At 67.4% G+C, this 25,674-nt stretch carries 21 protein-coding genes, 1 pseudogene and 1 riboswitch; of the genes and pseudogenes, 11 read left to right on the top strand and 11 right to left on the bottom strand.

From position 1 onward, the window contains the following. Positions 1–1,102 (top strand): annotated as a pseudogene (locus ACCC97_RS09750) (excinuclease ABC subunit A); the annotation flags it as partial. Positions 1,103–1,138: 36 nt separating this feature from the next. On the opposite strand, the gene ACCC97_RS09745 reads toward ACCC97_RS09750, so the two are convergent. From ACCC97_RS09745 to gabT, 7 genes are read right to left on the bottom strand one after another with little or no spacing between them, the layout of a single operon-like run. Next, positions 1,139–2,617: an NAD-dependent succinate-semialdehyde dehydrogenase gene (locus tag ACCC97_RS09745; protein ID WP_413332518.1), complete on the bottom strand. Its 1,479-nt coding sequence runs from the start codon at positions 2,615–2,617 to the stop codon at positions 1,139–1,141. A 37-nt stretch (positions 2,618–2,654) separates the two neighbouring features. Then, positions 2,655–3,614 carry an agmatinase gene (speB, locus tag ACCC97_RS09740; RefSeq protein ID WP_413332516.1) on the bottom strand — a complete coding sequence of 320 codons (960 nt, stop codon included), beginning with the start codon at positions 3,612–3,614 and terminating at the stop codon, positions 2,655–2,657. Between the two features lie 14 nt (positions 3,615–3,628). Then, on the bottom strand, positions 3,629–4,447 hold the full coding sequence (locus tag ACCC97_RS09735; protein WP_007827888.1) for an ABC transporter permease: 819 nt from the start codon (positions 4,445–4,447) through the stop codon (positions 3,629–3,631). A 22-nt stretch (positions 4,448–4,469) separates the two neighbouring features. Continuing rightward, on the bottom strand, positions 4,470–5,693 hold the full coding sequence (locus ACCC97_RS09730) for an ABC transporter permease (protein WP_413332513.1): 1,224 nt from the start codon (positions 5,691–5,693) through the stop codon (positions 4,470–4,472). A 54-nt stretch (positions 5,694–5,747) separates the two neighbouring features. After that, positions 5,748–6,776 (bottom strand): ABC transporter substrate-binding protein, encoded by a 1,029-nt coding sequence (locus ACCC97_RS09725; RefSeq protein ID WP_007827892.1) that lies wholly within the window; start codon positions 6,774–6,776, stop codon positions 5,748–5,750. Positions 6,777–6,831: 55 nt separating this feature from the next. Then, positions 6,832–7,926 carry an ABC transporter ATP-binding protein gene (locus ACCC97_RS09720; RefSeq protein WP_007827894.1) on the bottom strand — a complete coding sequence of 365 codons (1,095 nt, stop codon included), beginning with the start codon at positions 7,924–7,926 and terminating at the stop codon, positions 6,832–6,834. Between the two features lie 27 nt (positions 7,927–7,953). Further along, positions 7,954–9,246, bottom strand: coding sequence for a 4-aminobutyrate--2-oxoglutarate transaminase (gabT, locus tag ACCC97_RS09715; protein WP_007827897.1), 1,293 nt, complete (start codon positions 9,244–9,246; stop codon positions 7,954–7,956). A gap of 163 nt (positions 9,247–9,409) precedes the next feature. Here gabT and ACCC97_RS09710 point away from each other — a divergent pair, with 163 nt between their 5' ends. The 4 genes from ACCC97_RS09710 to ACCC97_RS09695 all read left to right on the top strand — a co-directional run bounded on the left by ACCC97_RS09710 (position 9,410) and on the right by ACCC97_RS09695 (position 14,158). Continuing rightward, positions 9,410–10,822: a PLP-dependent aminotransferase family protein gene (locus ACCC97_RS09710; RefSeq protein WP_007827899.1), complete on the top strand. Its 1,413-nt coding sequence runs from the start codon at positions 9,410–9,412 to the stop codon at positions 10,820–10,822. Between the two features lie 135 nt (positions 10,823–10,957). Then, positions 10,958–12,007 carry an ornithine cyclodeaminase gene (locus ACCC97_RS09705; protein WP_007827902.1) on the top strand — a complete coding sequence of 350 codons (1,050 nt, stop codon included), beginning with the start codon at positions 10,958–10,960 and terminating at the stop codon, positions 12,005–12,007. Between the two features lie 7 nt (positions 12,008–12,014). After that, positions 12,015–13,055 carry a histone deacetylase family protein gene (locus ACCC97_RS09700; protein WP_042672556.1) on the top strand — a complete coding sequence of 347 codons (1,041 nt, stop codon included), beginning with the start codon at positions 12,015–12,017 and terminating at the stop codon, positions 13,053–13,055. A 128-nt stretch (positions 13,056–13,183) separates the two neighbouring features. Beyond that, on the top strand, positions 13,184–14,158 hold the full coding sequence (locus tag ACCC97_RS09695; RefSeq protein WP_007827906.1) for a Bug family tripartite tricarboxylate transporter substrate binding protein: 975 nt from the start codon (positions 13,184–13,186) through the stop codon (positions 14,156–14,158). Positions 14,159–14,194: 36 nt separating this feature from the next. On the opposite strand, the gene ACCC97_RS09690 is transcribed toward ACCC97_RS09695, so the two are convergent. Then, on the bottom strand, positions 14,195–15,043 hold the full coding sequence (locus ACCC97_RS09690; RefSeq protein WP_413332509.1) for an HAD-IIB family hydrolase: 849 nt from the start codon (positions 15,041–15,043) through the stop codon (positions 14,195–14,197). A gap of 94 nt (positions 15,044–15,137) precedes the next feature. Between ACCC97_RS09690 and ACCC97_RS09685 the strand changes: the two genes are divergently transcribed. From ACCC97_RS09685 to ACCC97_RS09675, 3 genes are read left to right on the top strand one after another with little or no spacing between them, the layout of a single operon-like run. After that, positions 15,138–16,133, top strand: coding sequence for an ATP-binding cassette domain-containing protein (locus ACCC97_RS09685; RefSeq protein ID WP_007827910.1), 996 nt, complete (start codon positions 15,138–15,140; stop codon positions 16,131–16,133). An 8-nt stretch (positions 16,134–16,141) separates the two neighbouring features. Next, the gene (locus tag ACCC97_RS09680; protein ID WP_413332520.1) at positions 16,142–16,978 is read left to right on the top strand and encodes an ABC transporter permease; all 837 of its coding nucleotides are present in this window, start codon (positions 16,142–16,144) and stop codon (positions 16,976–16,978) included. 1 nt (position 16,979) lies between these two features. Beyond that, entirely contained in the window at positions 16,980–17,783 is an 804-nt protein-coding gene (locus ACCC97_RS09675) for an ABC transporter permease (RefSeq protein WP_413332507.1), read from the top strand. 9 nt (positions 17,784–17,792) lie between these two features. Here the strand turns inward: ACCC97_RS09675 and ACCC97_RS09670 are convergent, their stop codons facing one another. The 3 genes from ACCC97_RS09670 to phaP form a co-directional block, all read right to left on the bottom strand. Continuing rightward, positions 17,793–19,466, bottom strand: a complete 1,674-nt coding sequence (locus ACCC97_RS09670) for a peptide chain release factor 3 (protein WP_042672558.1) — start codon at positions 19,464–19,466, stop codon at positions 17,793–17,795. Between the two features lie 111 nt (positions 19,467–19,577). Continuing rightward, the gene (locus ACCC97_RS09665) at positions 19,578–21,512 is read right to left on the bottom strand and encodes a trypsin-like serine protease (protein ID WP_413332506.1); all 1,935 of its coding nucleotides are present in this window, start codon (positions 21,510–21,512) and stop codon (positions 19,578–19,580) included. Between the two features lie 231 nt (positions 21,513–21,743). Then, a complete protein-coding gene (phaP, locus tag ACCC97_RS09660) occupies positions 21,744–22,235 on the bottom strand; it encodes a TIGR01841 family phasin (RefSeq protein WP_007827921.1) in 492 nt (163 codons plus the stop codon). Positions 22,236–22,432: 197 nt separating this feature from the next. Then, positions 22,433–22,501, top strand: a riboswitch (S-adenosyl-L-homocysteine riboswitch). A gap of 65 nt (positions 22,502–22,566) precedes the next feature. Between phaP and ahcY the strand changes: the two genes are divergently transcribed. The 3 genes from ahcY to metF are packed head-to-tail and all read left to right on the top strand — an operon-like array spanning position 22,567 to position 25,646. Next, positions 22,567–24,006 carry an adenosylhomocysteinase gene (gene ahcY, locus ACCC97_RS09655; RefSeq protein WP_007827922.1) on the top strand — a complete coding sequence of 480 codons (1,440 nt, stop codon included), beginning with the start codon at positions 22,567–22,569 and terminating at the stop codon, positions 24,004–24,006. A 10-nt stretch (positions 24,007–24,016) separates the two neighbouring features. Continuing rightward, the gene (locus ACCC97_RS09650; protein WP_007827924.1) at positions 24,017–24,811 is read left to right on the top strand and encodes a TlyA family RNA methyltransferase; all 795 of its coding nucleotides are present in this window, start codon (positions 24,017–24,019) and stop codon (positions 24,809–24,811) included. Positions 24,812–24,821: 10 nt separating this feature from the next. After that, the gene (gene metF, locus ACCC97_RS09645; protein WP_056595584.1) at positions 24,822–25,646 is read left to right on the top strand and encodes a methylenetetrahydrofolate reductase [NAD(P)H]; all 825 of its coding nucleotides are present in this window, start codon (positions 24,822–24,824) and stop codon (positions 25,644–25,646) included. Positions 25,647–25,674 lie beyond the last annotated feature (28 nt).

The raw sequence follows: 25,674 nt of genomic DNA, 5'->3' as shown, positions 1-25,674 counted from the left end.
CCACCCCAACCCTCCCCCGGGAGGGGAGGGAGCCAATGCCAATGCATGGCTCACCGTGCACGGCGCCGACCTGCACAACCTGCAGGACGTGACGGCCACGCTGCCACTGCACCGCCTCGTGGTGGTCACCGGCGTGAGCGGCTCGGGCAAGTCGACGCTGGCGCGCGACGTGCTGCTGGCCAGCGTGCATGCCATCGTGGTCCAGCGCATGACCAAGGCCGGCCGCGACGCCGATGCCGCGGGCAAGCGCCCGGCCTGGTCCGGCTGCGACCGCGTCGAGGGCTACGAGTCCATCGACCGCGTGCTCGAGGTCGACCAGACCCCCATCGGCAAGACGCCGCGCAGCTGCCCGGCCACCTACATCGGCTTCTGGGACACCATCCGCAAGCTGTTCGCCGACACGCTCGAAGCCAAGGCGCGCGGCTACGGCCCGGCACGCTTCAGCTTCAACACCGGCGAAGGCCGCTGCCCCGGCTGCGAGGGCGCGGGCGTGCGCACCATCGAGATGAGCTTCCTGCCCGACGTGAAGGTGCCCTGCGAGGTGTGCCACGGCGCGCGCTTCAACCCCGAGACACTGGCCGTGAGCTGGCGCGGCAAGAGCATCGGCGAGGTGCTGCAGATGGAGGTGGACGAGGCGGTCGAGTTCTTCGCGGCCATGCCCAACATCAGCCACCCGCTGCAGCTTCTGAAGGACGTGGGGCTCGGCTACCTCACGCTGGGGCAGCCTTCGCCCACGCTTTCGGGCGGCGAGGCGCAGCGCATCAAGCTGGTGACCGAGCTCAGCAAGGTGCGCGACGACGTCACCCGCCGCGGCCAGAAGGCGCCGCACACGCTGTACGTGCTCGACGAGCCGACCGTGGGCCTGCACATGGCCGACGTCGAGAAGCTGATCCACGTGCTGCACCGGCTGGTGAACGGCGGCCACAGCGTGGTGGTGATCGAGCACGACCTCGACCTGATCGCCGAGGCCGACTGGATCCTTGACCTCGGGCCCGAAGGCGGCAACGCGGGCGGGCGCATCGTCGCGGCGGCGCCGCCCGAAGAGGTGGTGCGGCTTGGCACGCACACCGGGGTGGCCCTGGCGCCGGTGCTGGCGCGATAGCGGGCAGGGGGGGCCGACCCCGCCCTTCCTTGCTTCTTATTTCTGGATATCGCCCAGGCAGAGGTACTTGATCTCCACGTAGTCGTCCATGCCGTGGTGCGAGCCCTCGCGCCCCAGGCCCGACTGCTTCACGCCGCCGAACGGCACATGCTCGGTGGCGATCACGCCGGCGTTGATGCCGACCATGCCGTATTCCAGCGCTTCCGCCACGCGGAAGATCCGGCCCACGTCGCGGGTGTAGAAGTAGCTCGCGAGGCCGAACTCGGTGTTGTTCGCCGCATCGATGCCGTCCTGCTCGGTCTTGAATCGGAACACGGGTGCGAAGGGACCGAAGGTTTCTTCGCGCGCGCACAGCATGTCGGAGGTGGCTTCGGCAACCACGGTCGGCTCGAAGAACTGGCCCTGCATCCGGTGGCCGCCCGCGAGCACCTTGCCGCCCTTGGCGACGGCGTCGTCGACGTGGCGCTGCACCTTGTCGAGGGCCGCATCCTCGATCAGCGGACCCTGTACCACGCCGTCCTCGAAGCCGTTGCCGACCTTGAGCGCCTTGACCTTGGCCGCGAACTTCTCGACGAAGGCGTCGTAGATGCCGTCCTGCACATACAGCCGGTTCGCGCAAACGCAGGTCTGGCCGGCATTGCGGTACTTGCTGGCCATCGCGCCATCGACTGCCGAGTCCACGTCCGCATCGTCGAACACCAGGAAGGGCGCGTTGCCGCCGAGTTCGAGCGACAGCTTCTTGACCGTCGGCGCGCACTGGCTCATCAGGATGCGGCCCACTTCGGTGGAACCGGTGAAGCTCAGGTGGCGCACGACGTCGCTCTCGCACAGCGCCTTGCCGATCGCGATGCTGTTGGCGCTGTCGGCCGTGAGCACGTTGAGCACACCCGCTGGAATGCCCGCGCGCATCGCCAGCTCGGCCGCAGCCAGTGCGGTGAGCGGCGTGAGTTCGGCCGGCTTGATGACCACCGTGCAGCCTGCGGCCAGCGCTGGTGCCACCTTGCGGGTGATCATCGCGAGCGGAAAATTCCACGGCGTGATGGCCGCGCACACGCCGATGGCCTGCTTCATCACCAGCAGGCGGCGGTTGTTGTCGAACTGCGGCAGCACCTCGCCGTTCACGCGCTTGGCCTCTTCGGCGAACCACTCGACGAAGCTGGCGGCGTAGGCGACCTCGCCCTTGGCCTCGGCGAAGGGCTTGCCCTGCTCGGCGGTCATGAGGCGGCCGAGGTCTTCGGTGTTGGCGGTCAGCAGGTCGAACCATTTGCGCAGCACGATGCTGCGCTCCTTGCCGGTCTTGCCGCGCCAGGCGGCGAGCGCCTTGTCGGCAGCGGCAATGGCGAACTCGGCGTCCGCGCGCGTGAGGTTGGCCACGTCGACGAGCTTCAGGCCGGTGGCCGGGTCGTTCACGTCGAAGCGGCTGGCGCCCTTTGTCCATTCGCCGGCGATCAGCGCATCGGTCTTGAGCAGGGTCGGGTCGTTCAGCAGCGAGAGAGGGGAAGTCTTCGTGTCCATGGTGTCGTGTTGTCCTGGGAGAAATGAGTAGCCGGTGTCAGCGGAAAGGTACACCGGGGAGTACGCAGAGCATTTCGTAAAGGAGGTTGGCCCCGAGCAGCGCAGTGTTTCCACTCGTGTCGTAGGGCGGACTGACCTCCACCAGATCGGCGCCCACCACGTTCAACCCGCGGCAGCCGCGCACGATCTCCAATGCCTGCGGCACGGTGAGCCCGCCGATCTCCGGAGTGCCAGTGCCGCCAGCAAACGAAGGATCGATGCCGTCGATGTCGAAGCTGATATAGACCGGCTGAGTCGGCCCGATGCGCTCGCGCACCTGCGCCATCAGCGGCGCGAGCGACTGGTACCAGACCTCGTGCGCCTGCACCACCGTGAAGCCTTGCTCGCGCGGCCAGTCGAAATCGTCCGCCGCATAGCCGGTGCCGCGCAGGCCGATCTGCCAGACCTTGTCGCAGGCCAGCAGGCCCTCCTCGACGGCGCGCCGGAACGGCGTGCCGTGCGCGATGCGCTCGCCGAACATGTCGTCGTTCACGTCCGCATGCGCATCGACGTGCACCAGCGCGACCGGGCCGTGCTTGCGCGCCACCGCGCGCAGGATCGGCAGTGCGATGGTGTGGTCGCCGCCCAGCGTCAGCGGCGCGCAGCCGGCGGCCAGTACCGAGTCGTAGAAGGTCGAAATGATGTCGATCGACTTTTCGAGCGAATAGGTGTTGATCGGCACGTCGCCCAGGTCGGCCACGTTCAGCCGGTCGAAAGGCGCCGCGCCGGTGGCCATGTTGTAGGGGCGCAGCAGCGCCGATTCGGCGCGGATCTGGCGCGGCCCGAAGCGTGCACCCGGACGGTTGGAAGTGCCGATGTCCAGCGGCACGCCGATGAACGCCGCGTCCAGCCCCTCCGGCGAAGTTGCGGCCGGCAGCCGCATCATCGTGCCGGGGCCGGCGAAGCGCGGCATGGTGTTGCCGCCGAGCGGCTGGTTCGGTGTCGTGGTGATCGGCATCGTGTGGAGCGGGTTCAGCGCCGCCGGCCGCGCAGCCATTCGAGCGCGAGCAGCAGCGTGGTGGTGAAGATGATCAGCAGCGTCGCCACGGCGGCGATGGTGGGCGAGATGTTCTCGCGGATGCCGGTGAACATCTGGCGCGGCAGCGTGACCTGGTCGGGCCCCGCGAGGAACAGCGTGACCACCACTTCGTCGAACGAGGTGGCGAAGGCGAACAGTGCGCCCGAGATCACGCCCGGCGCAATCACCGGCAGCGTGACGCGCATGAAAGTCCTGAACGGTGTCTCGCCCAGGCTCAGCGATGCGCGCACCAGGTTCTGGTTGAAGCCGGCCAGCGTGGCGAGCACCGTGGTCAGCACGAAAGGTGCGCCCAGCGCCGCATGCACCACGATCAGCCCAAGGTAGGTGTCGGCCAGGCCGAGCGGCGCGAAGTAGAGGTACGTGGCGACGCCCACCACCACGATCGGCACCACCATCGGCGAAATCAGCACGCTCATGAGCAGGCCCTTGAAGGCGAAGCTCGTGCGCGACAACCCCACCGCCGCCAGCGTGCCCAGCACGGTGGCCAGCACCGTGGCGGCCGGCGCGACGATGAAGCTGTTGCGCGCCGCACGCGCCCACTCGGGCGATTCGAAGAGGTTGCGATACCACCGCAGCGACCAGCCCGGGATCGGGTAGGCCAGGAACGAACTGTCGGAGAACGACAGCGGAATCACCACCAGGATCGGCGCCAGCAGGAAGGCTAGCACCGCGACGCAGCCGGCGCGCACCAGCCACCAGCCGAGCTTGTCGGCGAAGGTGGCATAGGCCGGGAATTGGGGAAGCTTGAACATGTTCGTCTGTCTTTCGTGCGGCTCATCCGAGGCTCAGCTCGGCCTTGCCGATGCGGCGGTAGACGGCATAGAGCACCAGCGTGGCCACCAGCAGCACGGCGCCCAGCGCGCACGCCATGCCCCAGTTGATTTCCACGTTGGTGTAGCGCGCGATGTAGTAGCTCAGCATCTGGTCGTCCGCGCCGCCGAGCAGCGCCGGCGTCACGTAGTAGCCGATCGCCAGGATGAAGACCAGCAGCGCGCCGGCGCCGATGCCCGGATAGGTCTGCGGCACGTACACGCGGAAGAAGGCCGCCAGCGGCGAGCTGCCCAGCGAGACGGCTGCGCGCAGGTAGGTGGGCGGCACGCTCTTCATGACGCTGTAGAGCGGCAGGATCATGAAGGGCAGCAGGATGTGCACCATCGCGATGATCACGCCGGTGCGGTTGAACAGCAGCGCCAGCGGATGGTCGGTCAGGCCGATGCCCATGAGGCCCCGGTTGACCAGCCCCTCGGACTGCAGCAGCACGATCCAGGCAGCCACGCGCACCAGGATGGAAGTCCAGAACGGCACCAGCACCAGGATCATCAGCACGTTGGCCTTGCGCGCCGGCAGCGTCGACAGCCACCACGCCAGCGGATAGGCCAGCAGCAGGCAGAAGAAGGTGACGACGGCGCTGATCTGGAAGGTGCGCAGCAGGATGCCGGCAAAGGCGCGCTGGTCGGCGGGCATGCGCTCGATCTCGCCGGCCACGTCGCGCCGCAGGTCGACCGAGGCGAGCAGGTAGTCGGGCGTCCAGCGCGAGCCGTTCTTGGCGATCGCCTGCCAGTACGGCGCCTCGCCCCAGCGCGGGTCGAGCTCCAGCATGCGCGCCTTGACTTCTTCCGGCGTGCCGGCGATCGGCAGCGCCCGGAAGGTGCCCATCACCAGCGAGCGGGCGCCTGCAATCTCGGTGTTGAGGCGGCGCGCCAGGGCGCCCGCGTCGGAGCTGTCGGGCAGCTGGGCGAGATCGGCTGCTATGGCCGCAAAGGCCGCTGGCGCGGGCGCCTCCTTGCGGTTCCAGCCGTCGAGCGCACGCACGGTGCGCGGCAGCGCGTTGGCCACCTCGGGGTTCTCGACCGCGCGCTGCAGCAGCGCCACGATGGGCACCAGCAAGGTCAGCAGCAGGAACACCAGCAGCGGCACCGTGAGCGCAAAGGCGCGCCATTTGCGGCGGGCTTCGGCGCGCCCCAGCGCACGCCGAAGCTCGCCGGGCGGAGCCTGCATCGAAACCTGGGGGACAGACGTTGCCGCGTGCATGGCCTTCTTCGCGCCGCTCGTTTACTGCGTGGCCCAGGACGCGAAGCGCTTCTCGAGCGCCTCGCCCTGGTCGGCCCAGAAGCCGACGCTGAACTGCAGTGCATCCTTGGCGTTGGCCGCCGAGGTCGGCAGGTCGGCGAGCACCTTGGGGCTGAGCGAGGCCAGCGCCTTGGTGTTGGTGGGGCCGTAGGCGATGCTCTGGGCATAGACCGCCTGGTTGGCCGGCTGCATCGTGAACTGGATGTATTTCAGCGAGGCTTCCTTGTTCGGGGCGCCCTTCGGGATCACCAGGTAGTCGAGGTCGTAGATGCCGCCCGGCCAGTAGATCTTGAGGTCGCGGCCTTCGCGGTTGGCCGCGTCGATGCGGCCGTTGTACACCGTGGTCAGCACCACGTCACCGGCCACCAGGAACTGCGGCGGCTGCGCACCGGCTTCCCACCACTGGATGTTGGGCTTCAGCTCGGTGAGCTTCTTGAACGCGCGGTCGGCGCCTTCCTTGGTGGCGAGCACCTTGTACACGTCGGCCGGCTTCACGCCGTCGGCCATGAGCGCGAACTCGAGGTTGTAGCGCGCGCCCTTGCGCATGCCGCGCTTGCCGGGGATCTTCTTCACGTCCCAGAAGTCGGCCCAGCTGGTGGGCGCGGTCTTGAGCTTCTCGCCGTTGTAGGCCATCACGGTCGACCACACGAACAGGCCCACGCCGCAGTCGGTGACCGCGGCCGGCAGGAAGTCGGCCTTGCTGCCGATCTTCGAATAGTCGAGCTTCTCGAACAGGCCCTCGTCGCAGCCGCGCACCGCGTCGGGCGATTCGACTTCGACCACGTCCCAGGTGACCTTCTTCGTTTCGACCATGGCCTTGATCTTGGCCTGTTCGCCGTTGTATTCGACCGGGATGATCTTGGTGCCGGTCTTCTCGTAGGGCTCGTAATAGGCCTTCTTCTGGGCATTGGCGTTGGCGCCGCCGAAGTTGACCACGGTGAGCTGCTGCTGGGCGAGGGCCGGCAGCGCGAAGCTGGCGGCGACGATGCAGGCGAGGAATGTCTTTTTCATGATGGAAATCTTCCTGGGTGATGAAAGGAAACGAGGGAACAACAACGGACCGGGATCAGGGGGCATAGATGCGCGCGTGCGCGGTGGGGAATTCGAGCACCACCGCTTCGCCGGCCCGCGGCGCAGCGGCGCCGTCGAGGCCGTCCAGCGGCAGCTTCACGGTGGCTTCGGTCTGGCCGCCGCCGACGCTGCACAAGAGCCGCAGATGGTCGCCGTAGTAGATGACGCGCGCCACCTCGGCGGCGAGCATGTTGGTGCCCTGCGTCTCCGGCCGGCGGTGCAGCACCACGCGCTCGGGGCGGATGCAGGCCTCCACGGCCGCACCCGCGGCCGCGCCGCCGACGTTGAGCCCGCGCAGCACGCGGCCGTCGGGCAGCTTCATCTCGGCGTGCTCGCCGCCGCGGTCCAGCTGGCCCCTGAGCACGGTGCTGTCGCCGACGAAGCCGGCCACGAAGCGGTTGGATGGCGTCTCGTAGAGCCGGTCGACCGTGTCCAACTGCTGGATCACGCCTTCGTTGAACACTGCCACGCGGTCGCTCATGGTGAGCGCCTCGCCCTGGTCGTGCGTCACGTAGACGAAGGTCACGCCGAGCTGGCGGTGCAGGTCCTTGAGCTCGAGCTGCATGTGCTCGCGCAGCTGCTTGTCGAGCGCGCCGAGCGGCTCGTCCATCAGCACCAGCTGCGGCTCGAACACCAGCGCGCGCGCCAGCGCCACGCGCTGCTGCTGGCCGCCCGAGAGCTGGCCGGGCAGGCGGTCGGTCATGCCGCGCAGCTGCACCATGTCGAGCGCGCGCTGCACGCGGCGCTGCTGCTCGTCTTTCGAAACCTTGCGCACGGTGAGCGGGTAGGCCACGTTCTGGCCCACGCTCAGGTGCGGAAACAGCGCGTAGTTCTGGAAGACCATGCCGAAGTTGCGCTTGTGCGGCGGCGTGCGGGTGATCGGCTTGCCGTCGAGCAGGATCTCGCCCGAGGTCGGCGACTCGAAGCCCGCCAGCATCATCAGCGTGGTGGTCTTGCCCGACCCCGAAGGCCCGAGCAGGCTCAGGAACTCGCCGCGGTGGATGTCCAGGTCGAGCTGGCGCACCACCAGGTGTTCGCCGTCGTAGGTCTTCTGGACGCGCTGGAAGCGCACCAAGGGTTCTGCTGTCATGGAGGATTCCGGGAAAGGATCGGTCGATCAGCGCAGCGCGGCGAAGCTGTCCGCGAGAAGCGCCAGGCCTTCGTCCACAAGCAAGTCGGATGCCGTGAGCGGCACCAGTACACGAATTACATTGCCGTAGGTGCCGCATGACAGCAGGATTAACCCGCGCCGCGCCGCCTCCGCGACCACCTGGCGGGTCAGTGCGGCATCGGGCCGCGCGGTATCGCCCTGCTCGAACAGCTCGATGGCCACCATGGCGCCGAGCCCGCGCACGTCACCAATGGCCGGCTCGCCGGCCGCGATGCGGCGCAGGCCGGCCGTGAGCCGTTCGCCCAGCGCCCGGCTGCGCGCGAGCAGTTGCTCGTCGTCGAACACCTTGAGCACCGCGAGTGCCGCGGCACAGCCGATGGGGCTGCCGGCATAGGTGCCGCCCAGGCCGCCAGGCGCGGGAGCGTCCATCACCTCGGCGCGGCCCACCACGCCGGAGATCGGGAAGCCGCCCGCCATCGACTTGGCGGTGGTGATCAGGTCGGGCGCCACGGGCCACTGCTCGCTGGCGAACCAGGTGCCGGTGCGGCCCGCGCCGGTCTGCACCTCGTCGGCAATGATGAGGATGCCGTGGCGGTCCGCCAGCGCGCGCAGGCCTTCGACGAAGTCGTTGGGCGCCACGTAGAAGCCGCCCTCGCCCTGCACCGGCTCCAGGATGAAGGCCGCCACGCGCTCGGGCTCGATGTCGTTCTTGAACAGCAGCTCGACCGAGTGCAGGGCGTCGTCCACGCTCACGCCGTGCAGCGCGTTCGGGTACAGCGCATGGAACACCTCGCCCGGGAAGGGGCCGAAGCCGATCTTGTAGGGGGCGACCTTGCCGGTCAGGCCGAGCGTCATCATCGTGCGGCCGTGGTAGCCGCCCGTGAATGCGATGACGCCGGGGCGCCGGGTGTGGGCGCGGGCGATCTTGACCGCGTTCTCCACCGCCTCGGCACCGGTGCTCAGGAAGATCGACTTCTTCGCGAACGCGCCCGGCGCCAGTGCGTTCAGGCGCTCGGCCAGCTCCACATAGGGCTCGTAGGCCACCACCTGGAAGCAGGTGTGCGAATAGAGATCGACCTGCGCCTTCACGGCGGCACTGATCTCCGGGTGGCAGTGGCCGGTGTTGAGCACCGCGATGCCGCCGGCGAAGTCGATGTAGCGGCGGCCCTCGACGTCCCACAGTTCAGCGTTGGCGGCGCGGGCGACGAAGATTTCATGGGCCTGGCCCACACCGCGGGCGACGGCCGCGCTGCGGCGGGCCATGAGGGCGGCATTGCTGAGATTGGGTTCGCGTTGCATGGTACGACCTGTGCTTTGAAGGAGGAATGCCGGCACTCTAGGTCGCGCGAATCGATCCAGCCATGTACACCGGAAGTGATCGCCCGGAAGACTGTACTGGTCTTGTATCCTGTACATACTTTCCTCAATATGGTGCAGCCCGGACTGCCGGAGACGCCCCCCGATGCTCATTCTTCGCCCCGAACAGCCGACGCCGCTGGTAAGCCAGATCGTGGAAGGGCTGCGCGGACTGATCGGCTCCCAGAAGCTCAAGGCCGACAGCAAGCTGCCGTCGATCCGCGCCTTTGCCGCGGCGCACGGCGTCAGTGTTTTCACGGTGGTCGAGGCCTATGACCGGCTGGTGGCCCAGGGCCTGCTGGTCTCTCGCGCCAACGCGGGTTTCTTCGTCAAGCGGCGCAGCGACGAGAGCGCCGCCGGCGCGGCCAGCACGCCCCGCCCGGACCCCCGCTTCGACGCCCGCTGGTACCTTCAGCAGATCTTCGAAAACCGCAACCTGCCGCTCAAGCCCGGCTGCGGCTGGCTGCCGCACGACTGGCTGTTCGAGGACGGCATGCGCCGCAGCCTGCGCCACCTCGCCTCCGAAGGTACCGACATCGGCGGCTACGGCCTGCCCTTCGGCCACATGGCGCTGCGCATGGCGACGGCCGAGGCGCTGTCGGAGCAGCAGATCGTGGTCGATGCCGCCCAGGTCCTGCTGACCCAGGGCTCCAGCCAGGCCCTTGACCTGGTCGCGCGCCGGCTGCTCAAGCCGGGCGATGCGGTGCTGGTGGACGACCCCGGCTATCCGAACCTGATGTTCATGCTGCGCTTCCTGGGCGTGGAGATCATCGGCGTGCCGCGCATCCCTTCGGGCTACGACATGCCCGCGCTCGAGGCGCTGCTCGCTCAGCACCGGCCCAAGGCCTTCTTCACCCAGCCCCGGCTGCAGAGCCCGACCTGCTCGATGGCTTCGCTGCCGCAGCTGGTGCAATTGCTGCAGCTGGCCCAGGCGCACGACTTCACGCTGGTCGAGAACGACATCTACGCCGAGATGGACGCGTCGATGCGCCCCTCGCTCGCCAGCCTGGGGCAGCTGCGCCGCGTGGTCTACGTGGGCAGCTATTCGAAGACCATCTCGCCGAACATCCGCGTGGGCTACGTGGTCGCGCAGCCGGAGCTGCTCGATGAGCTGGCGCAGCTCAAGATGGTCTCGGGCCTCACCTCCTCCGACATCACCGAGCGCCTGGCCTTCGGCACCGTCACCGACGGCCGCTGGCGCAAGCATCTCAAGGCGCTGCGCGACCGCCTCGCGCAGGCGCAGGGCAGCGTCGCGAGGCGGCTGGACGCGCTGGGCTTCGAGCTGTTCCATGAGGCCGCGGCCGGCATGTACCTGTGGGCCCGGCACCCCGACATCGCCGACAGCTCCGAGCTCTCGCGGCGCGCCGCGGCCGAGGGAATCATGCTCGGCCCGGGCCAGCTGTTCCTGGTCAATCCGCATCCCACCGGCTGGCTGCGCTTCAACGTGGCCTTCAGCGAGGACGAGCGGCTCTGGCGCTTCCTGGAGCGCAGCATCGAAGAACAGCGCAGGTACGACTGACGTCGCTCGCAATGTCGCGCAAGCAGGCGCACAATGGCTTCAACCCTTGGCGCAGGCGCATCCTGAACCAGCCATGGTGGAGTAAACATGTGAGGGGATGAAGCGCCGCGGCAGGGCTACGCAAGGAGCCATGCCATGACCCGCTTCATCGATGTTCACAGCCTGGTCCGCCTGGTGGACGAGACCGGCGTTCCGCAGTTCCTCACGGCCCTGGCCGACGCGTTGCGCGACGATTTCCTGCGGTGGCGCGAGTTCGACAAGAAGGCCCGCGTGGCCAGCCATTCGCACCTCGGCGTGATCGAGCTCATGCCGGTGGCCGACGACGGCGCCTATGCCTTCAAGTACGTCAATGGGCATCCGAACAACACCCAGCTCGGGCTGCCGACCGTCATGGCCTTCGGCGTGCTGGCGGAAGTCGACACGGGCTACCCGGTGCTGCTTTCCGAACTCACGCTCACCACCGCATTGCGCACGGCCGCCACCTCGGCCATGGCCGCCCAGGCATTGGCGCGGCCCGGTTCGCGCAGCCTCGCGCTGATCGGCAACGGCTCGCAGAGCGAGTTCCAGGCGCTGGCCTTCCATGCGCTGCTGGGCATCGAGCAAGTGCGCGTGTACGACACCGATCCGCACGCCACCGACAAGCTGGTGCGGCACCTGTCGGCGTGCACGCCGCTGGACATCGTGCGCGCGGGCTCCGTGGCGGATGCCGTGCGCGGCGCCGACATCGTCACCACCGTCACCGCCTGCCAGGGGCGCGCGACCGTGCTCACGCCCGACATGATCGAGCCGGGCATGCACATCAATGCGGTGGGCGGCGATTCGCCCGGCAAGACCGAGCTGCACCCCGACGTGCTGTACAAGGCGCGCGTGTTCGTCGAGTACGAGCCGCAGACCCGCGTGGAGGGCGAGATCCAGCAGGTGGGGGCCGACTTTCCGGTGCACGAGCTGTGGCGCGTGCTGCTCGGCGAAGTGCCCGGCCGCGAAACTCCCACACAGGTCACGCTGTTCGACTCGGTCGGCTTCGCGCTGGAAGACTACACGGCGCTTCGCTACATACAGCGCCTCGCCACCGAGCGCGGCATCGGCCAGCAGATCGCGCTGGTGCCCGAGCTCGACGACCCGAAGGACCTGTTCGGCCTCACGGCCTCGGGCCGGCGCCGGGCGGTGCTGCGGCGTGCGGCATGATGGCGGCATGCTCACGATCTACAACGACCAGCACGTTCTTCACCAGGGCAGAGTCGAAATGTTCCGCGGCGAACTCGTGCCGTGCTTCGAGGTTCCGGCCCGCGTCGACCATGTGAAACACGAGCTGGAGCGCCGCCGCCTCGGCGCGCTGCAGGCGCCCGATGCCTTCGACGAGGCGCTGCTGGCCAAGGTGCATGCGCCGCGTTACCTGGACTTCATCGCGCATGCGTGGGATGAGTGGGTGGCGCTCGACCCGTCCAACGTGTCGCGCGATGCGCTGCCCTCGTACTGGCCCACGCGCGGCATGCGCACCGATGTGCTGCCGAAGAGCTTTCCGGCGCGCATGGGGCTGTTCTCGTTCGATGCCGGCACGCCGCTGATGGCGGGCAGCTGGGCCGCGGCGCGCCATGGCGCGGCCTGCGCGTGGACCGCGGCGCAGCGCGTCGTTGGCGGCGAGCGCGCCGCCTTCGCGCTCACGCGGCCGCCGGGCCACCATGCGGGCGCCGATTTCTTCGGCGGCTACTGCTTTCTCAACAACGCCGCGGTCGCGGCGCAGGCGCTGCGCGATGCGGGCGTCGAGCGCGTGGCCGTGCTCGACGTGGACTACCACCACGGCAACGGCACCCAGGCCATCTTCTACGAGCGCAGCGACGTGCATTTCGCCAGCCTGCACGGAGATCCGCTGACCGACTATCCGTACTACCTGGGCCATGCCGACGAGCGCGGCGCGGGGAGGGGCGAGGGCTTCAACCATAACCTGCCGCTGCCGCGCGGCACGGACTTCTCGGCGTGGCGCGCGGCGCTGAAGACCGCGCTCGAGCGCATCGCGGCGGTGAAGGCCGGCGCGCTCGTGCTCTCGCTCGGCGTCGACACCTTCGAGGGCGACCCGGTCGCGGGCTTCAGGCTCGGGAGCGACGACTACCTGCGCATGGGCGAAGACCTCGCGCGCGCGGGCCTGCCCACGGTGTTCGTCTTCGAGGGCGGCTATGCGGTGGCCGAGGTGGGCATCAACGCCGTCAACGTGCTCGAAGGCTTCGAGCAGGCGTAGCTGACGCGCGGGCGTCTCGGATGTGACGATGGCCCGGGTTTCCCCGTGGAAATCAGGGGAGCCCCGATTGCCTTCGCCAACGGGGCAAGGCCCAATTGGCGGTTTCAAAGTCAGGACCCCCGTCAGCCATGCTCCGCCGCTCCACCTTCCTCCGTACCGCCGCCACGCTCGCTGCCTGCAGCCTCGCCTTTCCGATAGCGGCCTTCGCGCAGGGCTTTCCCACCAAGCCCATCAAGCTGATCGTCGCGTTTCCGGCCGGCGGCCCGACCGACATCACCATGCGCCAGCTCGCCGACAACGCGAGCAAGATCCTCGGCCAGCCGGTGATCGTCGACAACAAGCCCGGCGCCGCCGGCACGCTGCCCGCGCAGGCGCTGCAGACCTCGCAGCCCGACGGCTACACCGTCGCGCAGATCCCGCTGGGCGTGTTCCGCATGGGCTACACCACCAAGATCAACTGGGATCCGCTCAAGGACATCACGTACGTCATCAACGTCACGGGCTATGCCTTCGGCATCGTCGTGCCTGCCAACAGCCCCTTCAAGACCTGGGCCGACTTTGTCGCCTACGCCAAGGCCAACCCCGGCAAGCTGACGTACGGCTCCACCGGCAACCTCACCAGCCCGCACCTGACCACCGAGATCGTCGCGCAGAAGGCCGGCATCGAGCTGCAGCACGTGCCCTACAAGGGCAGCGCCGACCTGATGCTCGCGGTGGTCAGTGGTCAGCTCATGGCTGCCGCCGACAGCACCGGCTTCGCGCCGCAGGTCGAGGCCGGCAAGCTGCGCGTGCTGAACACCTGGGGCGAGAAGCGCCTCGCGAAGTTCCCCGACGCGCCGACGCTGAAGGAACTTGGCTACGACGTGGTGCAGAACTCGCCCTTCGGCATCGGCGCCCCCAAGGGCACGCCACCCGAAGTGGTGAAGAAGCTGCACGACGCGTTCAAGCAGGCGATGGAAGAGCCGAGCTACGTAGCGGCGCTGGGGCGCTACGACATGCTGCCTAACTACATGAGTTCGGCGCAGTACACCAAGTTTGCGCAGGACACGGTGGTGCGGGAGAAGGTGGTGATCGAGAAGCTGGGGTTGGCCAAGGAGAAGTAAGCCTGCGGCTTTCATCCAGATTGCCCGTCGGCCCGGTCAGCCAGTGTCGAGGCCAGGGCGCGCCAAGATGATCGCGCGCGCTGCTTCGGCAAACCCCGCACCGCGCTCGCCCTGCGTCACATAGCGCGGCAGGTGTTCCAGCTGCGGCACGAAGCGCGCCACGTTCGCCACGCCGATGCTGTGCGCGAAGGTGCGGAACATCAACTGGTCGTTGGTGGAGTCGCCCACGTAGGCCCAGCGGTCCATCTCGTCGTCGAGGGCGCGGCCCCACAGCTCACGCGTGATCCAGCGCGCGCCTTCGAGCTTGTCGTTGTCGCCATACCAGCCGTTGATGTGGATGCTGCTCACGGTGGCGTGCATACCCTCGCCGCGCATCAACGCCACCACCTGCGCGATCGTCGCGTCGCTCAGCTGCACGAACTCGCTGTGGTCGATGGCGATGTCGGTCTCGCGCCCCGGCGAGTCGGTGGCGCGCCCAACGCCCGGGATCTCGCGTTCGATGCGCGCCAGCACGGCCTGCATGCGCGCGAAGTTGGCGGCGCGCGTGGCGGCGTCCTGCTGGTAGCGCTTCTCGACGCGGCCGTCGGCCGAGGGCAGCAGCGCCACAGCGCCGTTCTCCGCCACGATGGCGTCGATGGGCCAGGTGTTGACGAAGGGCAGGCTCCAGCCCACCGGCCGGCCGGTGATCGCCACGACGCAAAGGCCCGCGGCCTTGAGGTCGCCCAGCGCCTGCAGCGCATCGGGCGTGATCGCGCCTTCGTGGGTCAGTGTGTCGTCGATGTCGGTGAAGACGCCCACGAGTGCGCTGCGCGCGGCCGCCGGCCACTGGGCCAGCGGCAGCAGGTGATGGGGCGGGGAGGGCAAGGGAGGCGACTGCGATGGCATGGCGTGCATCTTTTGGGGAGTCGGTGATCGTAGCGGCGCTTTCGTGTAGCATCCCGCCCCCTGCCGCGCCATCGAGGCCGGAGCGGCGCCTTCCATGCCTCACATCCTCGTCGACCACCTCCGCAAGACCTATCGAATCTCCGAGCGCGATCCCGGCGTGATGGGCGCACTGCGCGGGCTCGTGCAGCGCCGGCACCGCACGGTGGAGGCGCTGTCGGGCGTGTCGTTCGCGCTGGAGAGGGGCGAGCTGCTGGGCTTCATCGGGCCGAACGGCGCGGGCAAGTCGACCACCATCAAGATCCTCGCGGGCATCCTGCGGCCCGACGGCGGGCGCGTGGAGATCGACGGCCGCGATCCCTTCGCCGACCGCGAGCGCCACGTGGCGCGCATCGGCGTGGTCTTCGGTCAGCGCACCCAGCTGTGGTGGGACCTGCCCGTGGGCGACGGCTTCGACCTGCTGCGCGACATCTACCGCGTCGACCCGCAGCGCTACCGCCGCACGCGCGACGAACTGGTCGCGCTGCTGCACCTGGAACGCGTGCTCGACCAGCCGGTGCGGCAGCTCTCGCTGGGCCAGCGCATGCGCGCGGAGATCGCTGCGGCGCTGCTGCACGAGCCCGACATCCTGTTCCTCGACGAGCCGACCATCGGGCTCGATGCACCGTCGAAGCTGGCGGTGCGCGACTTCGTGCGCCGCGCCAACCGCGAGCGCGGCACCACCGTGCTGCTGACGACGCACGACATGCACGACATCGAGGCGCTGGCCCGGCGCGTGATCATCATCGGCCACGGCCGCGTGCTGGCCGACAGCCCGGTCGAGGCGCTGCGCGCGCAGGTGATGGCGGAGCGGCGGCTGGTGGTCGACTTCGCGCAGGACGTCGAGCTGCCCGAACGGGTGGCCGGCGCGAGGATGCATTCGCGCGACGGGCAGACACTGGTGCTGGACTTCGATCCGGCCGTGACCACGGCGCCCGCGCTGATCGCGCGCATCGCGGCCACGCATGCGGTGGAGGACATCCGCCTTGAAGGCCTGGCGATCGAGGCCGTCATCGCACGCTTTTATGCGATGCATGGGGCGGCCGAAGCGTGATGATGCCGATGCCCGTGCGCGAACTGGTGCGCCCCTACGTCGCGGCCTTCGCGTCTCGCTTCCTGCAGATGCTGCAGTACCGCACGGCGGCGCTCGCGGGCTTCGGCACGCAGTGCTGGTGGGGCGGCATCAAGGTGATGGTGCTGGCGGCCTTCTACGGCGGCGCGTCGATGGCCGGCACGCCGATGTCGCTCGCGCAGGCGATCACCTACAGCTGGCTCTCGCAGGGCTTGCTCGTGCTGGTGCCGTGGCTCGGCGACCCGGAGGTGGCGCAGGCCGTGCGCACCGGCGCTGTGGCTTACGACCGGCTGCGGCCGGTGGATGCCTATGCGCTGTGGTTCGTGCGCAGCGCGGGTTGGATTGCGGCCCGCGTGCTGCCGCGCGTGGCGCTGATGGCCGCCTTCGCGGCCGTCGCGCTGCCGCTGGCCGGATTGGGCGATTGGGCCTGGCAGCCGCCGGCGAGCCTTGCCGCCGCGGTCGCGTTCCTCGCATCGGCCGTCCTCGCACTGTTGCTGTCGACCGCGATGGTGATGCTGCTCAACATCGCGACGGTCGCGGCGCTCAACGAGCGAGGCATCAACGCACTGGCGGGCCCGGTCGTCATCGTGTTCTCGGGCAACCTGCTGCCGCTGGTGCTGCTGCCTGACGCCTGGCAGGCAGCGCTGCTGATGCAACCCTTCGCCGGCGTGGTCGACATTCCCGCGCGGCTCTACTTCGGGCTGATGAGCGGACCGCATGCGCTGGCCGGGCTCGGACTGCAGTGCTTCTGGATCGCGGTGCTGGTCGCGCTGGGCCATGCCGCCATGGACCGCACGATGCGCAGGCTGGAAGTGCAGGGCGGCTGACATGGGGTCCATCGCGCTTCTTGCTCGCCTTGTGAAGGCTTCGCTCGGCGGCCAGGCGCGCTACCCGGCCTCGGCGCTGATGCTGACGCTGGGGCAGTTCCTCGGCACCGGCATCGAGGTCATCGCGGTGTGGGCGCTGTTCCACCGCTTCGGCGAAGTGCAGGGCTGGCGCCTCGGGGAAGTGGCGCTGTTCTACGGGCTCGTGAACTGCATGTTCGCGGTGGCCGACGCGCTGGGCCGCGGCTTCGACACGCTGGGCACCGAGTTCCTTCGCACCGGCGCCTTCGACCGGCTGCTGCTGCGCCCGCGCCCGGTCGCGTTGCAACTGATGGGGCACGACTTCCGCATCAGCCGCGCGGGCCGGCTGTTGCAGGGCGGCCTCGTGCTGGCGTTCGCGACGGTGCAGGCGGACATCGGCTGGACGCCGGCCGCAGTGGGCATCGGATTGTTCGCGCTGGCCGGCGGCGTGGCGCTGTTCCTCGGCATCCTGGTGCTGCAGGGCACGCTGTCGTTCTGGACCGTGGAGAGCCTGGAGATCGCCAATGTGCTGACCTACGGCGGCGTGCAGGCGGCGCAATACCCGCTGGCGCTCTATGCGCAGTGGTTCCGCCGCGTGCTGACCTTCATCGTGCCGCTGGCCTGCGTCGCGTACTACCCGGCGCTCGCGATCCTCGGTAAGCCCGACCCGCTGGGCGCGCCGGCCTGGGTGGGCATGGCGTCGCCGCTCGCCGGTTTCGTGTTCCTGGCGGCGGCATTCGGCGCATGGCGCATCGGGCTGCGCCACTACGCCTCGACCGGCAGCTAGCTCGCCGGTTCAGCCCGCCTTCTGCAGCGCCAAACCCGCGTGCTCGCGCAGCGGATGGAAGTGGATCTTCGGAAAGCGCTCCTGCGCCAGCCGCACGTCGTAAGGCGAGGTGCACAGGAAGGCCAGCGTGTCCGCCGCATCCTTGGCCATGCGCACCGGATAGGCGTTGACGAACTCGCGCAACTCGGCCGGCGTGTCGGCCGTGATCCAGCGCGCGCCCGTGTACTGGCAGCCTTCGAGCCGCACGTCGGCGTCGTACTCGGCCTTCAGGCGGTGCTGCACCACTTCGAACTGCAGCTGCCCCACGGCACCCAGCAGCATCGGCCCGCCGACCTCGGGGCGGAACACCTGGATCGCACCTTCCTCGCCGAGCTGGGCCAGGCCCTGCTGTAGCTGCTTGGTGCGCAGCGGGTTCTTGAGGATCACGGTCATGAACAGCTCGGGCGCGAAGAAGGGCAGCCCGGTGAACTGCAGGCTCGCGCCGTCGGTGATGGTGTCGCCCAACTGCACGCCGCCGTGGGTGGTGAAGCCCACGATGTCGCCCGCGTAGGCCTCTTCGACCGCCTCGCGGCGCTGGCTCATGAAGGTCACGACGCTGGTCGGGCGCAGTTCCTTGGCCGTGCGCTGCACCTTGAGCTTCATGCCCGGCGTGTACTTGCCCGAGGCCATGCGCACGAAGGCGATGCGGTCACGGTGGTTGGCGTCCATGTTGGCCTGCACCTTGAAGACCACGCCCGCGAAATCCTTGTCCTCGGGCTGGATCTCCTTCACCACCGGCTGGCGGTTGACCATCGTGGTGCTGGTGCGTGACTGCGGCGAGGGCGCGAGGTCGACCAGCGCGTCGAGCACTTCCATCACGCCGAAGTTGTTCACGCCGGAGCCGAAGAACACCGGCGTCTGCTTGCCGGCCAGGAAGGCTTCGCGGTCCCAGGTCGGCGAGGCGCCGGTGGCCAGCTCCATGCTTTCCATGGCGTGCTCGAAGTCGGCGCCGAAGCGCTTGACCAGCGTGTCGCGCTCGCTCAGTGGAATGGTCTCGAAGTCCTGCGGCAGCCGCTCGCTGCCCGACTCGAACACCGTCATCGCCTGCGTGCGCAGGTTCATGATCCCGCGGAAAGACTTGCCCTGGCCGACTGGCCAGGTCATCGGCACGCAGGGCATGCCGAGCTCGCGCTCCACTTCGTCGAGGATGTCGAGCGGCTCGCGCACTTCGCGGTCCATCTTGTTGACGAAGGTGATGATGGGCGTGTCGCGCTGGCGGCAGACCTCGATCAGCCGGCGCGTCTGCGCTTCCACGCCGTTGGCGGCGTCGATCACCATCAGGGCCGAATCGACGGCCGTCAGCACGCGGTAGGTGTCTTCGGAGAAGTCCTTGTGGCCGGGCGTGTCGAGCAGGTTGATCACATGGTCGCGGTACAGCATCTGCATGACCGACGAGGCCACCGAGATGCCGCGCTGCTTTTCGATTTCCATCCAGTCGGAGGTCGCATGGCGCGAGGCCTTGCGCGCCTTCACCGAGCCGGCGATCTGGATCGCGCCGGAGAAAAGCAGCAGCTTTTCGGTCAGCGTGGTCTTGCCGGCATCAGGGTGGGAAATGATCGCGAAGGTGCGGCGGCGGCGGGTTTCGGCTAGGAAGGGGGATGACACGGGAACTCCAGGGAACCCGCGATTTTCGCAGATGTGCATCTGCCAGCGGCGAGCCCGTGCTGGATTCCCAGCTCAAGGCCTGCCGTGGCAGTGAATTTCATGATCGAACACCCGATCCGGTGGTGCCGCGTAGCCGCGGCGCTACATGGATCAGAGGTTCGTCCAACCGAAATACGCAACCCCTTCGTAGGTGTACATCGGAAGATTCTGCTGGACGCTGTCCCGCTCGCTTGCGTTGATTGTGTAGAAGTGAGTTTGGACCTTCGTCTGGTAGAACCGGAACATCGGGGTGGCACCGCCGGTCTGCGAGGTGTTGGCGTACCAGGCCACGCCCTCGTACGAATACCAGGGCATGGTGGCCTGCACATTGGCGCGCTCCTGCTCGCTCATCGTGTAGAAGTGCGCGCCAGTGCGCGTGTTGTAGAACCTATAAACCGGGCTGGTGCCTGCTGCTGCAGCACCAAACGCGAAGAAGGCAGGGCCTTCGTAGTTGTACCCATGCAGCCTTGTGATGACGAGGTCGCGCTCCGGCACGTTGGAGGTATAGAAGTGCGCGCCTGTTCCAGTGTTGTAGAAGCGGTAGATGGCCGTGCGCACCGTCGTGGAAGGTGCGTTGAGCCACGGCTGCAGCGCGGCGTTGAAGGGGAGATCGAAGCGCCCGTAGAAGTCATACCCGCCGGGCTGGCTGCACGAAGACGCTCCGCCCAACAATTGCCCGACGAGATAGTCTTTGCCATTGAGTCTCCGGAACAGCCCCGACCCGCTGCTGCCGCCCTCGGTCACGCCCCGATTCCATCTCACTGCCAGAAACTTGGCGTTGCTTCCGGTTGAAGAAGAGCAGTTTGAACTTGTACAAGCCGCAGTTCCGAGATAGTCGCCTTCACTGTACTTCTGCAAATCGCCTCTAGGGTGATGCACGCCATAGACGCCCTGAATGCCGTCAAATGAACTGGGGTCGAAGGGGCTTGAACCGGCAAACAGCGCACCGGCCGGCGGTTGCGAATTCAGCCGCATGAAGGACGTGTCGGTCGTCGGCTCCGCATAGAGCAGCGTGGCGCCGGAGGTCATGGCGGTCAGCGCAGGGCTGACCTGGGTGCTGTTGCAGCTGGCGGACTTGTAGGACCAGTAGGTGTAGAGAGTCGATGCGACCGTCTGGTTGGAAATGCAATGGTTTGCGCTCAGGAAATATGGCGTGCCGGTCGACATGCGGTCGTTGAGCAAGGTGCCGGTGCATACATAGTTGCTCCCGTTGTCGATGAAGTCCATCAACGCAACGGACTTGCTGAGGGTGTCGTATTGGGAGGCACAGGTAACGTCCTGATTGCATGAGCCGGCTTCACCCACTTTCTCAAGTGAGTCCTGCTTGGTGATGTCGATGGAAACATGCGACAGCATGGGCACCGCCACCTTGACCGCTTCGAGCACGGCGTTGGGTGGGGCCTCGATCTCGACGGTGAGGGCTTCACCGCCCATGTTGGGCGACCAATAGGTGCGCGCGTTGTCGCTCGAATCGCCTGCATCGAGATTGCGCTGAATGACCGTGAGGATTTCCTGCGCGGATACCTCGTAGATCTTTGGGCTCGCGTCGCCGTAGAAGCGCACCATGGTGCCCGGGGGAAGGCTCTCGACACGCAGGCCGATGCGAACACCTTTCGCATTCGGTGATGCGAATCGCAAAGCGGCCACTTTGCCTCCCCGTTCCGAAGGCGTCCAGCTCATCATGCTGGACACCGCCTGGACGTTCGCAGTTTCAGCGATCCGGCGTGCAACACCGACCTTGGTTGGAGTGCCAAAGATCGCGGGGGCCGACTTCTGGAGAACGGCGCTCTCTGGCGGAAGTGCTGGCAGAACCACATGCCGTGGCGTCGGGGCACGCCCCACGGGACGATCCTTGAAGGGGCTGACGTCGGTTGCCGCGAGTTCCGGCGACTGCACCCTCGACTCGATCAGTACGGGGGCAGCGCTGGCGGGAGGGCTCGGCTCCGCAGTCTTGACTGCCGTTTCGGTGCCCGACACCGCGGCGGATGGAACAGATCCACCGCCGCTGCCTGATCCTCCACATGCGGTCAGCAGAACTGACAACATGACCGTGCTCAAACTTATTCCGACGCTTGCGCGCATACCTTGCCTCCCTGGACGTTACGTATTGACACGCAATTGTCCGGTAAGGCAAGGCCTTTCTTTAAAATTCGCCGTGCGTCTGCTGTGCAAATGACGCGGAAATGCGAAATTCCGCCACAAATCAGCGCATGGATTGCCCGATCAGGTGGCGTTGTCTAAAAAGAATCAAAACTAAATAATTACTACGCCAAGTTTCTATTTGCGCTGGAGCATCTTGGTTACCTCGTCCACATTGGCCTGGATGCGCTGGCGCACCAGCTCGAAGGCATCGGCCTGCGACTTGGCGGCGAGATTGGCCAGTTCCTTGATGTCGTCGATGGCGCGCTGGAACGATTGGCGCCCGAGTTCGTCGAGCTTGGCGAGGTTGGCCTTGGCATCCTTGCCGGGCATTTCCTTGGCGGCCGTCTGCCACTCGGCGATGGCGCTCTTGATCATTTCCGTCTGCCGCTGCACCACGGTCTGCAGGCCCTGGTAGGACTTCTCATTTGCCTGCATCAGCGCCTGGAGGTCCTTTTGCCCGCTTTCGAGCAGCTTGCTCGCGCCACCGGTCAGGTTGAGGTCCTGCAGGCGGTCGGTCATGGCCTTGAGGTTCTTCAGTGGGTTGAGCATCTCGGCGGCATTGGGGGCCTCCTTGGTGCTGCTGCTGGCAGTGGTCTTCTTCGCGGCGGCTTTCTTGGCAGTGGCCATGGGCGCTATCTCCTGGTGTCGTGTGAACGGTAAGGGGTGACAAGGACCGGTGCCACGATACGCCGGGCGGGCATCGCAGAGGGGCCCGTCCGGAAAATTTGCCTGCGGGATTTCCCTTGGTCGTGGCGAAACTTGCCTTCCGGCATGCGGGATACCCGCGCGGTTGGCTGGCCCTGTTGCCCCCGTCTACAATCCGCCGTTCCGAGGAGCGTTGCAGCGCCGTCAGGCGTGAGGCTCGGACCACATCGCAACCACGCTCACCCGCTGTTCTCGCGGTGAGTCTTTCCCCGTAGGCAGTGGCATCTTTCAAACCAGTTTTGTTGGAGTTCCCATGAGCGCCGTTCTCAAGCCCACCCCCGTTTCGACCGCCGACCAGGCGATTGCCGACCTGTCCCTCGCTGCCTGGGGCCGCAAGGAAATCAAGATCGCGGAAACCGAGATGCCCGGCCTGATGGCCATCCGCGAGGAGTTCTCGAAGGCACAGCCACTCAAGGGCGCGCGCATCACGGGCTCGCTGCACATGACCATCCAGACGGCCGTGCTGATCGAGACCCTGCAAGCCCTGGGCGCGACCGTTCGCTGGGCCTCGTGCAACATCTTCTCGACGCAGGACCACGCCGCCGCGGCCATCGCCGCTGCGGGCACGCCGGTGTTCGCCATCAAGGGCGAGTCGCTGAAGGACTACTGGGACTACACCCACGCCATCTTCGACTTCGGCCCCAAGGGCTCGAAGGGCGAAGGTCCGAACATGATCCTGGACGACGGCGGCGACGCCACGCTGCTGATGCACCTGGGCCAGCGCGCCGAGAAGGACCTGGGCGTGCTCGCCAACCCGACCAGCGAGGAAGAGCGCATCCTGTTCGCCGCCATCAAGGCCAAGCTGGCCGCGGACGACACCTGGTACACCCGCAAGTCGGCCGAGATCATCGGCGTGACCGAAGAGACGACCACCGGCGTGCACCGCCTGAACGAGATGAGCGCCAAGGGCACGCTGCTGTTCCGCGCCATCAACGTGAACGACTCGGTCACCAAGAGCAAGTTCGACAACCTGTACGGTTGCCGCGAATCGCTGGTCGACGGCATCAAGCGCGCGACCGATGTGATGATCGCCGGCAAGGTGGCCTGCGTGGCCGGCTACGGCGACGTGGGCAAGGGCTCGGCACAAGCGCTGCGCGCGCTGTCGGCGCAGGTGTGGGTGACCGAGATCGACCCGATCAACGCGCTGCAGGCCGCGATGGAAGGCTACAAGGTCGTGACGATGGAATACGCCGCCGACAAGGCCGACATCTTCGTGACCACCACCGGCAACAAGGACGTCATCACGCATGACACGATGGTCAAGATGAAGGACCAGGCCATCGTCTGCAACATCGGCCACTTCGACAACGAGATCGACGTCGCGTCGATCGAGAAGTACGAATGGGAAGAGATCAAGCCGCAGGTCGACCACATCACCTTCCCGGACGGCAAGAAGATCATCCTGCTGGCCAAGGGCCGCCTCGTGAACCTGGGCTGCGGCACGGGCCACCCGAGCTTCGTGATGTCGTCGTCGTTCGCGAACCAGACCATCGCCCAGATCGAGCTGTTCACCAAGCCCGACGCCTACCAGGCCGGCAAGGTCTACGTGCTGCCGAAGCACCTCGACGAGAAGGTCGCGCGCCTGCACCTGAAGAAGGTCGGTGCCATGCTCACCGAGCTGACGGACGCACAGGCCGCCTACATCGGCGTGAGCAAGAACGGTCCGTACAAGCCGGACACGTACCGCTACTGATCGACAGCGCATGCGCGCCGATCAACTGTTGGTAGAGCGCGGCCTGGCCGCGTCGCGTTCGCAGGCTGTGCGGCTCATCGCCGGCGGCTTGCGCTGGCGCGACGCGGGCACCAGCGACGCGTGGCGTTCCGTCGCCAAAAACAAGGACGACGTGCCCGAATCGGCCGAGCTCGAGCTGGTCGATGCGGCCGAGGCCCGGTATGTGTCGCGCGGCGGGCTCAAGCTCGAAGGCGCGCTCGCCGTGAGCGGTGTCGATCCCTCCGGCAAAGTGTGTCTCGACGTGGGCCAGTCGACCGGCGGTTTCACCGACTGCCTGCTGCAGCGCGGCGCCGCCAAAGTGGTCGGCGTGGATGTCGGCCACGGGCAGCTGCATGCGAAGCTGCGCGAGGACGAACGCGTGGTCCCCATCGAAGGCGTCAATGCGCGCGCGCTCTCGGCTGACGACTTGCAGGAAGAGGGCGGGGAACCATTCGATCCACGCTTCGACCTGATCGTCGGCGACCTGTCGTTCATCTCGCTCACGCTGGTGCTGCCGGCGGTCGTCGAGTTCCTGGCCGACGACGGCCACCTGCTGATGTTGGTGAAACCGCAGTTCGAGCTGCAGCCCGGCCAGGTCGGCAAGGGCGGCATCGTGCGCGACGAGTCGATGTACGCGGTGGTCGAGAAGCGCTTGCACGATGCCTGCAAGGCGCTGGGCCTGCGGGTGCTGCAATGGTTCGACAGCCCGATCGCCGGGGGCGACGGCAACCGCGAGTTTTTCATTCACGCCGTTCGCGCTGTTCACGGCGCTAACGACGGTTCCTAAGGAGACGCAGGTGCGCCTTCCGTTGAGTTTCGAATTCTTCCCGACCAAGACGCCCGAGGGCGCGGTCAAGCTGCGCGCCGCGCGCCAGCAGCTGTATGTGCGCAAGCCGCAGTTCTGCTCGGTCACGTACGGCGCGGGCGGTTCCACGCACCAGGGCACTTTCGGTGCGGTGCAGGAGATCCTGTCCGAAGGTGTGGACGCTGCGAGCCACTTCTCGTGCATCGGCGCCACCCGCGCCACGGTGCGCGAGCAACTCGCCGAACTCAAGGCCATGGGCGTCAAGCGCCTCGTGGCCCTGCGCGGTGACCTGCCGAGCGGCTATGGCATGGGCGGCGAGTTCCTGTACGCGAGCGACCTCGTTGCCTTCATCCGCGAAGAGACCGGCCGCGACTTCCACATCGAGGTGGCTTGCTACCCCGAGGTCCATCCGCAGGCACGCTCGCCCGAAGCCGACCTGCAGGCCTTTGCCACGAAGGTGAAGGCGGGCGCCGACTCTGCGATCACGCAGTACTTCTTCAGCCCCGAGGCCTACTTCCGCTTCGTCGACGACGTGCGCAAGCTGGGGCTCGACACGCCGATCGTGCCGGGCATCATGCCGATCACGAGCTCGACGCAGCTCATGCGTTTTTCCGACGCCTGCGGCGCCGAGATTCCGCGCTGGGTCCGTTTGCGGCTGCAGGGCTTCGGCGACGACACGGCGTCGATCAAGGCCTTCGGTCTCGACGTGGTCACCGACCTGTGCGCGCGTCTGCAGGAAGGCGGCGCGCCGGCGCTGCACTTCTACACGATGAACCAGTCGGCGGCCACGCTGGCTGTGCTGGAGCGCCTCGATTGAGTGGGCGCGCGGGGCTTCGTGCAGCGCT

This window comes from Variovorax sp. Varisp85, from assembly GCF_047304045.1.
In the GTDB taxonomy this organism is placed as follows: domain Bacteria; phylum Pseudomonadota; class Gammaproteobacteria; order Burkholderiales; family Burkholderiaceae_C; genus Variovorax.
Note: the sequence above shows the minus strand (reverse complement) of the source record. Positions and strands in the feature narration are given on the sequence as shown.